Source organism: Streptomonospora mangrovi (assembly GCF_027604915.1).
Lineage (GTDB): Bacteria > Actinomycetota > Actinomycetes > Streptosporangiales > Streptosporangiaceae > Streptomonospora > Streptomonospora mangrovi.
On record NZ_JAJAQC010000026.1, the window covers coordinates 63,886 to 78,044 of the forward strand.

General features: G+C 72.0%; 5 protein-coding genes. All 5 read left to right on the top strand.

Annotated elements, in window-relative coordinates; all coding sequences use genetic code 11:
- Nucleotides 1-370: 370 nt before the first annotated feature.
- Nucleotides 371-895, top strand: a complete 525-nt coding sequence (gene rplJ, locus LG943_RS15870) for a 50S ribosomal protein L10 (protein ID WP_270073063.1) — start codon at nucleotides 371-373, stop codon at nucleotides 893-895.
- Between the two features lie 99 nt (nucleotides 896-994).
- Nucleotides 995-1,387: a 50S ribosomal protein L7/L12 gene (rplL, locus tag LG943_RS15875; RefSeq protein ID WP_270073064.1), complete on the top strand. Its 393-nt coding sequence runs from the start codon at nucleotides 995-997 to the stop codon at nucleotides 1,385-1,387.
- Between the two features lie 810 nt (nucleotides 1,388-2,197).
- The gene (gene rpoB, locus LG943_RS15880; RefSeq protein WP_270073065.1) at nucleotides 2,198-5,665 is read left to right on the top strand and encodes a DNA-directed RNA polymerase subunit beta; all 3,468 of its coding nucleotides are present in this window, start codon (nucleotides 2,198-2,200) and stop codon (nucleotides 5,663-5,665) included.
- Between the two features lie 34 nt (nucleotides 5,666-5,699).
- Nucleotides 5,700-9,575 carry a DNA-directed RNA polymerase subunit beta' gene (locus LG943_RS15885; protein ID WP_270073066.1) on the top strand — a complete coding sequence of 1,292 codons (3,876 nt, stop codon included), beginning with the start codon at nucleotides 5,700-5,702 and terminating at the stop codon, nucleotides 9,573-9,575.
- Nucleotides 9,576-9,759: 184 nt separating this feature from the next.
- Nucleotides 9,760-13,755 (top strand): hypothetical protein, encoded by a 3,996-nt coding sequence (locus tag LG943_RS15890; protein WP_270073067.1) that lies wholly within the window; start codon nucleotides 9,760-9,762, stop codon nucleotides 13,753-13,755.
- Nucleotides 13,756-14,159: the final 404 nt, after the last annotated feature.

The following is a 14,159-nucleotide window of genomic DNA, read 5'->3' on the forward strand; positions in this document are numbered from 1 at the left end:
CGCGAACGCCCGCGCCCGGCGCCCCGGATCCGCTCGGATCCGGGGCGCCGCGGCCGTTTCGGGGCCTCTGGGACGCGCGGGGCCGGCGGGGGCACCGGTGCGCCGGGGCGTTTCCGCCGCCGTTCGCGCGGGTACTGTTCATCGGTTACGATGGGAGACGCCGAAGACCGCCGGTCGCCACCCGAAGGGTGGCCGAAGGACCCATGCGAATGGGCGGCCCGCGCAGGTGTGCGAAGTCGTGATGGCCGATCCGCCGTTGGCGGTGCGGCCCGTCAGCGCCCCGTGCCCTGCGCCGGGGCTTTTTTGCTGCCTCGTGCCCTTCCATTCGCCTCGGCCTTCGCGACCGGCGATCACAGTTGGAAGGAGTCCCATGGCGAGGCCGGACAAGGTCGCCGCGGTCGCCGAGCTCAAGGAGGAGTTCGAGAGCTCTCAGGGCGCCGTGCTGACCGAATACCGGGGGCTCAGCGTCGCGCAGATCACCGAACTGCGCCGCAGCCTCGGCCAGAACGCGCGCTTCCGCATCGTCAAGAACACGCTGAGCAAGATCGCGGCCACCGAGGCCGGTCTGGACGACCAGGTCATGGACCTGTTCGAGGGCCCCTCGGCCATCGCCTTCGTCCGCGGGGACGTGGTCGAGGCCGCCAAGGGCCTGCGTGACTTCTCGAAGGCGAACGCGCCCCTGGTGATCAAGGGCGGTGTCATCGACGGCCGTGCGATGAGCCCCGAGCAGATCACCCAACTGGCCGACCTTGAGTCCCGCGAGGTTCTCCTCGCGAAGCTGGCCGGTGCGCTGAAGGCCAAGCAGGGCCAGGCCGCCGCGCTGTTCCAGGCACTGCCGTCCAAGGCCGTGCGGCTCGCTCAGGCGCTGGCCGACAAGCGCGCCGAAGAGGGCTAGGAACACACCTGACCCCGCCGGCGTGCCCGCGCCGGTGTCCCCATGCTCGGTACGGCGCCGCCCGGCGCACGTTCCGGAAGAGAAAGAGAGATCGCGATCATGGCGAAGCTCAGCACCGAAGAGCTCCTCAGCGCCTTCGAGGAGATGACCCTTCTCGAGCTGTCCGAGTTCGTCAAGGAGTTCGAGAGCAAGTTCGACGTCACCGCCGCCGCCCCGGCCGCGATGGTGGCCGCCCCCGCCGCCGGCGGTGGCGCCGCCGGTGGCGAGGAGGAGCCGGAGAAGGACGAGTTCGACGTCATCCTCGAGGCCGCCGGCGACAAGAAGATCCAGGTCATCAAGGAGGTCCGCAGCCTCACCAGCCTGGGCCTCAAGGAGGCCAAGGACCTGGTCGACAACGCCCCCAAGCCGCTGCTGGAGGGCGTCAACAAGGAGACCGCGGAGAAGGCCAAGGACACCCTTGAGGGCGCCGGCGCCACCGTCACCCTGAAGTAGGTTCCCTCTTCGGGCCGCGTGCGCGGCCCGGCCAGGTCGCCGACTCCGGAGGGCGGCCATCCCGCGCGGATGGCCGCCCTCCGTCATGTCCGGCGGCGTCCGGCCGTGTCCGGCCGCGTTCGGTCGGGTCCGGGGTTCCGCGGGCCGAGCCGGGCCGCCGGCGCCTTACGGGCCGTCTGCTCCTCGGCGGAGGCGGTGCGCCCGGAGTCGGCCGGCGCGGGGGACGGGCCGGGCGGCGTGGCCGCTGCGCGGGCGCGCGGGGGCCGTGCGAGAGTGGGGGAGCGGCCGGGGGCCGCGGCGGCGGGCGGGGCCGCCGGGGCGGCGCACGAGGCGCGGGGCGGATCGGCGGGGCGTCGGCACACGGGCGTGGGGAGCGCGGAACCCCGGTGAAGGAGCGCATCGCGACACCCTGCGGGTCGAAGATACTTTCCCGCTTGTCGGGGCTCTCACACCCCGTTTCGGCTGTGGGACCTCTCACGGCGCTGGAATGGCCCGCTGCCCCGGGCTCGGGCTTGACGGATCCGGCCGTTGGGGCGATGCTGCGTGGTGTCGTGACTGACTCGGGGGCCTGTGGTTGGACAGCGGTGTAGTATTCGGCTACACTGCCCTTTTGCGCTGCCCATTGACGATCCGTGTGCCGGTGTCCGTGCTCCGTGTCCGGATTCCGAGGTATCTCGGCTTTTCCGGACCCCACCGTACGTCTCACACGAGACCCGACCGATCCCACGTCGGCGGGACTTCGACCTGACAGTGACGGATCGTCCGGCGTGCGCGCGCATCAACCGCCACAAGCCTTCGGAAGGACCCCTGTTGGCAGCCTCGCGCAACGCCTCCGCTAACGCCCTTGGTCCGAACCGCGTTTCCTTCGCCCGCATTCAGGAACCACTCGAAGTCCCCAACCTTCTGGCCTTGCAGACCGAGTCGTTCGACTGGCTGCTCGGCAACGAGAAGTGGCGGGCCCGAGTCGAGGCGGCTCGTAACGCCGGCCGCAAGGACGTTCCGGAGCAGTCCGGTCTCGAGGAGATCTTCGAGGAGATCAGTCCCATCGAGGACTTCTCCGGCACGATGTCGCTCTCGTTCCGCGACCACCGGTTCGAGCCGCCCAAGTACTCCGAAGAGGAGTGCAAGGACAAGGACATGACCTACTCCGCCCCGATGTTCGTCACGGCGGAGTTCATCAACAACGACACCGGTGAGATCAAGAGCCAGACGGTCTTCATGGGCGACTTCCCGCTCATGACCGTCAAGGGCACGTTCATCGTCAACGGCACCGAGCGCGTCGTGGTGTCGCAGCTTGTGCGTTCCCCGGGTGTGTACTTCGACCGCCAGGTCGACAAGACCTCTGACAAGGACCTCTACGGCTGCAAGGTCATCCCCTCGCGCGGGGCGTGGCTGGAGTTCGAGGTCGACAAGCGCGACTTCGTCGGCGTCCGCATCGACCGCAAGCGCAAGCAGGGCGTCACCGTCCTGCTCAAGGCGCTGGGCTGGACCACCGACCAGATCCTGGAGCGCTTCGGCGCCTACGAGTCCATCCGCAACACCCTTGAGAAGGACCCCACCGCCGGCACCGACGACGCGCTGCTGGACATCTACCGCAAGCTGCGCCCCGGCGAGCCGCCGACCAAGGAGTCCGCGCAGGCGCTGCTGGAGAACCTCTACTTCAACCCCAAGCGCTACGACCTCGCCAAGGTCGGCCGCTACAAGATCAACAAGAAGCTCGGGCTTGAGGCGGAGTTCACCCAGGGCACGCTGACCGAGGACGACATCGTCGCCACGATCGACTACCTGGTGCGCCTGCACGCCGGCGAGACCGAGTTGCAGACCCCCCTGGGCTCGCGGCCGATCGAGACCGACGACATCGACCACTTCGGCAACCGCCGCGTGCGGACCGTGGGCGAGCTGATCCAGAACCAGGTGCGCCTGGGCCTGGCGCGCATGGAGCGCGTGGTCCGCGAGCGCATGACCACCCAGGACGTCGAGGCCATCACGCCGCAGACTTTGATCAACATCCGGCCGGTCGTCGCCTCCATCAAGGAGTTCTTCGGCACCAGCCAGATGTCGCAGTTCATGGACCAGACCAACCCGCTGGCGGGCCTGACCAACAAGCGCCGCCTCTCGGCGCTGGGTCCGGGCGGTCTGTCCCGCGAGCGCGCCGGGTTCGAGGTCCGCGACGTCCACCCGTCGCACTACGGCCGCATGTGCCCCATCGAGACCCCTGAGGGCCCCAACATCGGCCTGATCGGCTCGCTGGCCGGCTACGCCCGCGTCAACTCCTTCGGCTTCATCGAGACCCCCTACCGCAAGGTGGTCGACGGTCGCATCACCGACGAGGTCGTCTACCTCACCGCCGACGAGGAGGACCGCTTCGTCATCGCCCAGGCGAACACGCCTGTCGGTCCTGACGGCGTCTTCACCGAGTCCCGGGTGCTGGTCCGCCGCAAGGGCGGGGAGTTCGAGGCCGTCGCCGCGGCCGAGGTCGAGTACATGGACGTCTCGCCGCGCCAGATGGTGTCGGTGGCCACGGCCATGATCCCGTTCCTGGAGCACGACGACGCCAACCGCGCCCTCATGGGCTCCAACATGCAGCGCCAGGCGGTGCCGCTGCTGCGCGCCGAGGCCCCGCTGGTGGGCACCGGCATGGAGTACCGCGCGGCCACCGACGCCGGCGACGTCATCCTCGCCGAGAAGGCCGGCGTGGTCGAGGACGTCACCGGCGACTACATCACCGTGATGGCCGACGACGGCACCCGCAAGACCTACCGGCTGGGCAAGTTCCGCCGCAGCAACCAGGGCACCTGCTTCAACCAGCGCCCCATCGTCGACGAGGGCCAGCGCGTCGAGGAGAACCAGGTCCTCGCCGACGGCCCCTCCACCGACAAGGGCGAGATGTCGCTGGGCAAGAACCTGCTCGTGGCCTACATGTCGTGGGAGGGCCACAACTACGAGGACGCCATCGTGCTGTCCCAGCGGCTGGTCCAGGACGACGTCCTCTCCTCGATCCACATCGAGGAGCACGAGGTCGACGCCCGCGACACCAAGCTGGGCCCCGAGGAGATCACCCGCGAGATCCCCAACGTCAGCGAGGAGGTCCTGGCCGACCTCGACGACCGCGGCATCATCCGCATCGGCGCCGAGGTCATCGACGGCGACATCCTGGTCGGCAAGGTCACGCCCAAGGGCGAGACCGAGCTGACCCCCGAGGAGCGGCTGCTGCGCGCCATCTTCGGCGAGAAGGCGCGCGAGGTCCGCGACACCTCGCTGAAGGTGCCCCACGGCGAGTCCGGCAAGGTCATCGGCGTGCGCGTCTTCAGCCGCGAGGACGGCGACGAGCTGCCGCCCGGTGTCAACGAGCTGGTGCGCGTCTACGTCGCGCAGAAGCGCAAGATCACCGACGGCGACAAGCTCGCCGGCCGCCACGGCAACAAGGGCGTCATCGCCAAGATCCTGCCGCAGGAGGACATGCCGTTCATGGAGGACGGCACCCCCGTCGACATCGTGCTGAACCCGCTGGGCGTGCCCGGCCGCATGAACGTCGGGCAGATCCTGGAGATCCACCTGGGCTGGCTGGCCCAGAACGGGTGGCGGGTCGAAGGCGACGACGAGCCATGGAAGCAGGCCATGCGCGAGATCGGCGCCGCCGACATCCCGCCGGGCACCAAGGTCGCCACCCCGGTGTTCGACGGCCTGCGCGAGGACGAGATCGGCGGTCTGCTGGCCTCCAGCCTGCCCACCGAGGACGGCACCCGGCTGGTGAACGAGTTCGGCAAGGCGCGGCTGTTCGACGGCCGCACCGGCGAGCCGTTCGCCGAGCCGATCGCGGTCGGCTACACCTACTTCCTCAAGCTCCACCACCTCGTGGACGACAAGATCCACGCGCGCTCCACCGGCCCGTACTCGATGATCACCCAGCAGCCGCTGGGTGGAAAGGCGCAGTTCGGCGGGCAGCGCTTCGGCGAGATGGAGGTGTGGGCGCTGGAGGCCTACGGCGCCGCCTACGCCCTCCAGGAGCTGCTCACCATCAAGTCCGACGACGTGCTCGGCCGGGTGAAGGTCTACGAGGCGATCGTCAAGGGCGAGAACATCCCCGAACCGGGCATCCCCGAATCCTTCAAGGTGCTCATCAAGGAGATGCAGTCGCTCTGTCTGAATGTGGAGGTGCTGTCCAGTGACGGTATGTCCATCGAGATGCGGGATACGGACGAGGACGTCTTCCGTGCGGCAGAAGAGCTGGGAATCGACCTGGGGCGGCGCGAGCCGAGCAGTGTCGAAGAGGTCTAACTTCCGCGATCTTCAAGAGCAGGGGACGAATTAAGTGCTCGACGTCAACTTCTTCGACGAGCTGCGAATTGGCCTCGCGACCGCTGACGACATCCGCCAGTGGTCCCACGGCGAGGTCAAGAAGCCGGAGACCATCAACTACCGCACCCTCAAGCCGGAAAAGGACGGGCTCTTCTGCGAGAAGATCTTCGGCCCCACCCGCGACTGGGAGTGCTACTGCGGTAAGTACAAGCGGGTCCGCTTCAAGGGCATCATCTGCGAGCGCTGCGGTGTCGAGGTCACCCGGGCCAAGGTCCGGCGTGAGCGCATGGGCCACATCGAGCTCGCCGCCCCGGTGACCCACATCTGGTACTTCAAGGGTGTGCCCAGCCGCCTGGGCTACCTGCTGGACCTCGCGCCGAAGGATCTGGAAAAGATCATCTACTTCGCCGCGTACATGGTCACCTGGGTCGACACCGAGGCCCGCGAGCGCGACCTCCAGTCCCTGGAGGCCCGCATCTCCGTGGAGCGCCAGCACCTGGAGCAGCGCCGCGACTCCGCCGTGGAGGAGCGCCACAAGAAGCTCGAGGCCGACCTCGCAGAGCTGGAGGAGCAGGGCGCCAAGGGCGACGCCCGCCGCAAGGTGCGCGAGTCCGCCGAGCGCGAGATGCGGCAGATCCGCGACCGCGTGCAGCGCGAGATCGACCGCCTCGAAGAGGTCTGGACCCGGTTCAAGAACCTCAAGGTCCAGGACCTCGAGGGCGACGAGATGCTCTACCGCGAGATGCGGGACCGCTTCGGCAAGTACTTCCGCGGCGGCATGGGCGCCCAGGCCATCCAGGAGCGCCTGGCCAACTTCGACCTCGACGCCGAGGCCGAGCGGCTGCGCGAGACCATCCGCAGCGGTAAGGGCCAGAAGAAGGCCCGCGCCCTCAAGCGGCTCAAGGTGGTCTCGGCGTTCCTCAACACCCGCAACAGCCCCATGGGCATGGTGCTGGACTGCATCCCGGTCATCCCGCCGGACCTGCGCCCCATGGTGCAGCTCGACGGCGGCCGGTTCGCCACCTCCGACCTGAACGACCTCTACCGCCGGGTCATCAACCGCAACAACCGCCTCAAGCGGCTGCTGGACCTCGGCGCGCCCGAGATCATCGTCAACAACGAGAAGCGGATGCTCCAGGAGGCCGTCGACGCGCTGTTCGACAACGGCCGCCGCGGCCGCCCGGTCACCGGGCCGGGCAACCGCCCGCTGAAGTCCCTCTCGGACATGCTCAAGGGCAAGCAGGGCCGGTTCCGGCAGAACCTGCTGGGCAAGCGCGTCGACTACTCCGGCCGTTCGGTCATCGTGGTCGGCCCGCAGCTCAAGCTGCACCAGTGCGGCCTGCCCAAGCAGATGGCGCTGGAGCTGTTCAAGCCGTTCGTGATGAAGCGCCTGGTCGACCTGAACCACGCGCAGAACATCAAGAGCGCCAAGCGGATGGTGGAGCGGTCCCGCCCCGTGGTGTGGGACGTCCTCGAAGAGGTCATCACCGAGCACCCGGTGCTGCTGAACCGCGCGCCGACCCTGCACCGGCTGGGCATCCAGGCGTTCGAGCCGCAGTTGGTCGAGGGCAAGGCCATCCAGATCCACCCGCTGGTCTGCACCGCCTTCAACGCCGACTTCGACGGCGACCAGATGGCCGTGCACCTGCCGCTGTCCGCCGAGGCCCAGGCCGAGGCGCGGCTGCTGATGCTGGCCACCAACAACATCCTCAAGCCCTCCGACGGCAAGCCCGTGACCATGCCCACCCAGGACATGATCATCGGCCTGTACTACCTGACCACCCTCAAGGAGGGCGCGAAGGGCGAGGGCCGGGCCTACCGCACCCCGGCCGAGGCCATCATGGCCTACGACCTGGGCGAACTCGACCTTCAGGCCAAGATCAAGCTGCGCGTGGAGGGCGACGTCCCGCCGCCGCGCGACTGGGTCTGGGACGAGGGCCACGAGCCCGGCCAGCCCTACGTGCTGGAGACCACCCTGGGCCGGTACCTCTTCAACGAGACCACGCCCTCGGACTACCCGTTCGTCAACTACCAGGTCGGCAAGAAGCAGGTGTCGGCCCTGGTCAACGAGCTGGCCGAGAACTACCCCAAGGTGCACGTCGCCTCCACCCTCGACGCCCTCAAGGACGCCGGGTACCACTGGGCCACCCGGTCCGGGCTGACCATCGGCATCTCCGACGTCCTCGCGCCGCCGCGCAAGGAGGAGATTTTGGAGGGCTACGAGCGGCAGGCCGACAAGATCCAGCGCGAGTACGACCGCGGTCTGATCACCGACGACGAGCGCCGCCAGGAGCTCACGGAGATCTGGACCAAGGCGACCAACGAGGTCGCCAAGGACATGGAGGACAACGCTCCCGCCGACAACCCGGTGTGGATGATGGTGAACTCCGGTGCCCGAGGCAACCCCATGCAGGTCCGCCAGATCGCCGGTATCCGCGGCCTGGTCTCCAACACCAAGGGCGAGACCATCCCGCGGCCCATCAAGTCCTCCTACCGCGAGGGCCTGTCCGTGCTGGAGTACTTCATCTCCACGCACGGCCAGCGCAAGGGCCTGGCCGACACCGCGCTGCGCACGGCCGACTCCGGGTACCTCACCCGGCGCCTGGTCGACGTCGCCCAGGACGTCATCGTCCGCGAGATCGACTGCGGCACCGACCGCTCGCTGTGGCACGAGATCGGCGAGAAGAACGCCGCCGGCGTGGTGGTGCGCAAGCACAACGTCGAGAACACCGGCTTCGGCCGTACCATCGCCGAGGACGTCGTGGTCGACGGCAAGGTCGTCGTCCCGGCGCTCACCGACACCTCCGAGTCGATCATCGACAAGCTGGTCGCCAACGGGGTGGAGCGGGTGCGCGTGCGCAGCTCGCTCACCTGCGAGGCCAAGATCGGCGTGTGCAGCACCTGCTACGGCCGCTCCATGGCCACCGGCAAGCCGGTGGACGTCGGCGAGGCCATCGGCATCATCGCGGCGCAGTCCATTGGTGAGCCCGGCACCCAGCTAACCATGCGGACCTTCCACATGGGCGGTTCGGCCGGCCAGGACATCACCCACGGCCTGCCGCGTGTGACCGAGCTGTTCGAGGCCCGCATCCCCAAGGGTGTGGCCCCCATCAGCGAGCTGGACGGCCGGATCCGCATCGAGGACACCGAGAAGAGCCGCAAGATCATTCTGGTGCCCGACGACGGCTCCGACGAGATCGCCTACCCGGTCCCCATGCGGGCCCAGCTCCTCGTGGGCGAGGGCGACCACGTCAAGGTCGGCCAGCAGCTGATCCAGGGCGCCATCAACCCGCACGAGGTGCTGCGCATCCAGGGCCCGCGGGCCGTGCAGCAGCACCTGGTGTCGGAGGTGCAGGAGGTCTACAAGTCGCAGGGTGTCTCGATCCACGACAAGCACATCGAGATCATCGTGCGGCAGATGCTCAAGCGGGTGAACATCCTGGAGTCCGGCGACACCGAGCTGCTGCCCGGCGAGATGGTCGAGCGGCCCAAGTTCGAGGCCATCAACCGCCGCGTGGTGGCCGAAGGCGGCCAGCCGGCGGCCGGCCGCCCGGTGCTGCTCGGTATCACCAAGGCGTCGCTCGCCACGGAGTCGTGGCTGTCGGCGGCCTCCTTCCAGGAGACCACCCGGGTCCTCACCGAGAACGCGATCCACGGCAAGAGCGACCCCCTGGTCGGTCTTAAGGAGAACGTCATCATCGGTAAGCTCATCCCCGCCGGTACCGGCATGCCGCAGTACCGCAACATCCGGGTGGAGCCGACCGAGGAGGCCAAGGCGTCCATGTACTCGGTCGCTGGCTACGAGGAGCCCAGCGAGTACACCTTCGGCCAGGGGTCGGGCGAGGCCGTCCCGCTGGAGGAGTACGACTTCGGTCCCTACAACAGGTGACCTGAAGAGTCAATCGGTGACATCGATTGCTTGACGAAGCAGCGGCGGTGGTCCACTCCCTTTTGGAGTGGACTGCCGCCGTTCGTCTTTCACCCTCGGCATACTCGTATGCGGATGGAGACATCAGCGCGCACGCGCGGTCGGGAGATCGAAGACAGTGACGGACAACGGGGGACAGCGGTACGTGCCGTCCGACGACGAACACGGCGCCCGGCAGGGGAACACGGAATCGTGGTTCCGGCCGAGCGGCGACCGCCACCGGTCGCAGGCGCAGTACCAGGAGACCTTTAGCGACAACGCCGACGGCGGCGACGACGCCGAGCGCGGCGCACCGGGTGCGCCCGGCGCGCCCGCGCCCGAGGCGCCCCGCCAGGAGCCGGGGGCACCGGTCGAGCCCGAGCGGCCCCGCCCGACCTTCCCCAGCACCGGGGGGTACCCGGGCCTGAGAGGCGAGCGCCCCGGCATGGCGGAGCCCTACCCTTCGGCGCTGGGCGACCTCGGTGGCGCGCCGCCGGCCCCGCCCGGCCCGCCGACCGGCGATCAGCCGTCGCCGATCCGGCCCTACGCCGCTCCGGCGCAGCCGGCCGACCGGCCCGGCCCCGCCGAGGCCGGCTACGACCTCGGCACCGGCGGCCAGGCCGCCGCGGGCGCTCCGGGCGAGGGCGCGCCCCGGCCGGGCGCCCCGGCTCCGGGTGCGGCGGGTGCCGACTCCGGCGTGCCCGGCGGCCCCACGGGCGGCTACCCGCGCCCGGGCGGCGAGCGGCCGGGCGACCCCGGCTCCCCGCTGAGCGCGCTGGGCGGCGGCACCGGGGGCTACCCCGGCTTCGGCTCGACCGTGCGCGGCGGGGCGGACCAGGCGCCGGGCGGCCCGGCTGAGTCGCTGTGGCCGGGCCGCGACGGCTCCGTCGGCGAGCCCGGCCCCGGCCGGCCTTCCGACCGGCGGCCCGCCGCCGACGGCCCCGACACCGCGCCCTTCGCGAGCACCGGCCTGCCCGCGCCCGGCGAGACCGACCCCCGTCCGTGGGACTCCCCCTCGGGCGCGGCCGAGCCGCGTCCCTGGGACACCCCGGCCGCCGACACCGAGCGGCCGCCCTTCGGCGACCGCCCGGCACCGGGTGTGCCCGCCGACCGCCCGGGCGCCGGCGAGCGCGCCGAACCGGGCGCGGGCGCCGAGCGGTCCCCGTTCGGCGCCGGCCCCGAACCCGCCGGTGAGCGGCCCGCCTTCGGCGAGCGCACCGAGCCCGCGTCCCCCCCGCGCGAGTGGCCCGGCCCTGCCCAGCCCTCGGCCGGCGACCCCCTGGCGGCCTCCGGCGGCCGGCCCGCCGACGGCCCCGCCCCCTGGGACTCCCGTCCCGGCTCGCCCCACACCCCGCCTGCGGCGGCCGACGCCACCGGAGCCCCCGGCGAGCGCCCCGCCTTCGGCGGCGACGCTGGGGAGCGCCCGTCCTATGGCGCTGACCTCGGTGAGCGCCCGTCCTACGGCGCTGAAGCCAGGGAACGCCCCTACGGCGGTGATCAGGGGGAGCGTTCGCCGTACAGTGCCGACGCCGGTGAGCGTCCGTCCTACGGTGGCGAGGCCGGCGAGGGTCCGTCCTACGGCGCTGAAGCCGGCGAACGCCCGTCCTACGGTGGCGACCCCCTGGGCGGGTTCGCCGACGACTCCCGGCGGCGGTCGGCCGAGGCGGAGCGGGGCGCCGAGCGCGGCCTCCGCGCCGACACCCCGGCCTACGGCGACCCGCTGAGCGACCCCGCCGGCGCCCCGGGCGAACGCCCGGCCTACGGCGCCGACGCAGGCGAGCGGCCCGCCTACGGCGGCGACCCGCTCGCGCGCCCCGGGGCCGACGACCCCGCCGACCGCTGGAGCCGGCCGCGCGCCGACTTCGGCGCGCCCTCGGACGCGGCCGACCCCGCCGCCGGCGCGCCCTGGCGCGGCGGCGACCCGCTCGCCGACGACCCCCGGCGGGAGCGGCGGGACTCCGCCGATCCGCTGGGTGAGGACTACGGCCGCACCGAGCGTGGCGCGGGCGCGTGGGAGACCGGTGCGCGGTCGGCGGCCGACCTCGGCGCGCCCTCCGGCGGCGCCGAGCGCGGCTTCGGCGACGACCCGTACCGGCGCGAGCACCGGCCCGAGTCCGGCGACCCCTTCGGCGAGCGTTCTTCCCGCTCGCCGGAGTCGGGCGACCCCCTCGGCGACCGCGCCCGCTCCTCGGAGTCCGGCGCCGCCGAGCGCTCCGCCGCGTCCTGGGACACCGGCGCCCGCCCGGCGTCCGACCCCGGCGACGACCCGCTGGGCCGCGAGCCCTGGCGGGAGCGGCGGGAGTCCGGCGACCCGCTGGGTGAGGACTACGGCCGCACCTCGGAGTGGGGCACCGGCGCGTGGGCGACCGGCGCCCGGTCGGCGGCCGACCCCGGTGCGCCCTCCGGCGGCGCCGAGCGCGACTCCGGCGACGGCTACGACGACGAACTGTCGCGCCCCTACTCCTCGCGGATCCCCACCGACGACGATTCCGGCGCTCCCGCGCCGGGCTACCGCCCCTCCGGCGCCCCCGCCGACGGCCCCGCCGCCGGCGACCCGGGAGCCGACCGGCGCGCCGACGACCCCGCGCGCGCCGACTCCGGCCTGGGCGGCGACCTGGGCACCGGCAGTGGCAACACCTGGGCGTTCAGCCGCGACGACGAGCGCCTGCCCGAGAGCATCCGCCAGGCGGCGGCCGAGGCGCAGCGCAAGCGCCGCGACGGCTCGCCCGAGCACACCACCCAGATGTTCCGCTCGGGTGGCGACACCGGCGGCGACCGCCCCGACGCCGGCTCCTGGTCGGGCACGCCCGTCACCGACCTCGGCGACGACCCGCTCGCCGCCATCGCCGCCCAGCAGGCGCGGGCGCGCTCGGACGGCCCCGAGTCCCCGGCGCACGGTGACGACCCCCGCCCGGCCGACACCGGCTGGGGCGAGGACCCCGGGCCGGGCACCCAGGCCATGCCGGCGATCGCCGACGAGCTCGGCCCCGACCTGCGGGAGTCCCGCTACGGCGAGCGGCCGGGCGAGGAACAGCCCGGCGCCCGGGGTTGGGCCGAGCGCGAGCACCGGCCCGCCGACGAGGGCGGCCCCAGCACCCAGGCCATGCCCGCCGTCTCCGACGAACTGGGGCCCGACCTGCGCGACGACGCGCGGCGCGACCCGCTCGGCGACGACCGCGGCGCCCCCTGGGCCGCCGAGGACCCCGCCGCCCACCGCGACCGGGGCTACGGCGCCGAGCCGGGCGGCGGCTACGACCGGGAGCACGGTGCCCCCGGCGCCCCCGGTGCCCCCGGCGGCGACCGCTTCGGCGCGCCCTACGGCCAGTCGGGCGGCGACCCGCTGGGCGCCCCGGACCACCGCACCCAGGCGTTCCCCTCGGGCGGCTACCCCGGCGGGCCGGAGTCCGACTACGGCCGCGCCGAGTCCGCCGACCCGTGGCGGCGCGAGCCCGAGGCGCCCTCGCCCTACCTCGACGGCGGCGCGGAGTACCCCCAGGGCCACCGCGACGGCGGCGAGTACGGGGCACCGGCGCGGCAGGGCTACGCCGACACCCCCTACGGCGACCCCCGCGAGCGGCCCGAACCCGGCGGCCCGCGCGACTCCTCCGACGACCCCTACGGCACGCGCCACCAGGAGCCCTACTCCCGCGAACACGGGGAGCACGGCGACTACGGCGACCACGCCGGGCAGGGCGGGTACGGGCAGCCCGGCGAGTACGGCGGGCAGCGCGACGAGTACGGCGAGCGGGACGACTACGGCGACGACCGCCCCGGGCGCGGGGCCGAGCCCCCGGCGCGCCGGGGCCGCTCCGGGCGCGACCCGGTGGCCGACGACTTCCCCGGCTTCGACGACCGCCCGCCCGGCGCGGCGGCCGGCGACGCCTACCCCGGCTACGACAACATCGACTACTGGCCCGAGACCGCTCCGGGCGCCGCCACCACGCTGTGGCTGGGCATCATCGGCCTGGTGCCGGTGATCGGCCTGTTCACCGCCATCGCGGCGCTGGTCACCGGGCCGCGCGCCCGGCGCGCCATCCAGCGCTCCAACGGTGAACTGGAGGGCCTGAACCTGGTGCGCGGCGGCACGATCACCGCGTGGGTGGGCATCGGGCTGTTCCTCGTCGAGGCGGTGGTGTTCGTGGGGACCACGGTGCTGTCCTGACGCGCGGCCCCTTTAGAGAGGCCCGAGGCCGTCGACCGGACCTCAGCGGTCACCCACGGTGCCCGGCGCGGAGTCTCCGCGCCGGGCACCGTGCTGCCGCGCCCCCCGCGCCCCCCTCGCGCCTCGTCGTGCCCGCCGCGCCCCCGGGCGCGTGATCACCGGGAACAGGCCGGACGGTAATCACCGCGCGAGCACTCGGCGAAGCCCGTACAATGGACAGAGACCTACGACAGCATGAGGCTTCGGAGCCGGGTACCGAGGGTAGCGGTCGCCGTTTTGACCCGTTACTCAGCCTTCGGTACTCTCTAACTTCGTGCCCGTGAGTCGACGGGTCAGCACGTGCGCGTATTCAACCGGCTTGGACGCCAAGGCAGAACGCTGCGCGTGACACCTCCTCCCAGACA

Coding starts and splice junctions, on each gene's coding strand:
- rplL (WP_270073064.1), top strand. CDS start 995: ATGGCGAAGCTCAGCACCGAAGAGCTCCTCAGCGCCTTCGAGGAGATG.
- rplJ (WP_270073063.1), top strand. CDS start 371: ATGGCGAGGCCGGACAAGGTCGCCGCGGTCGCCGAGCTCAAGGAGGAG.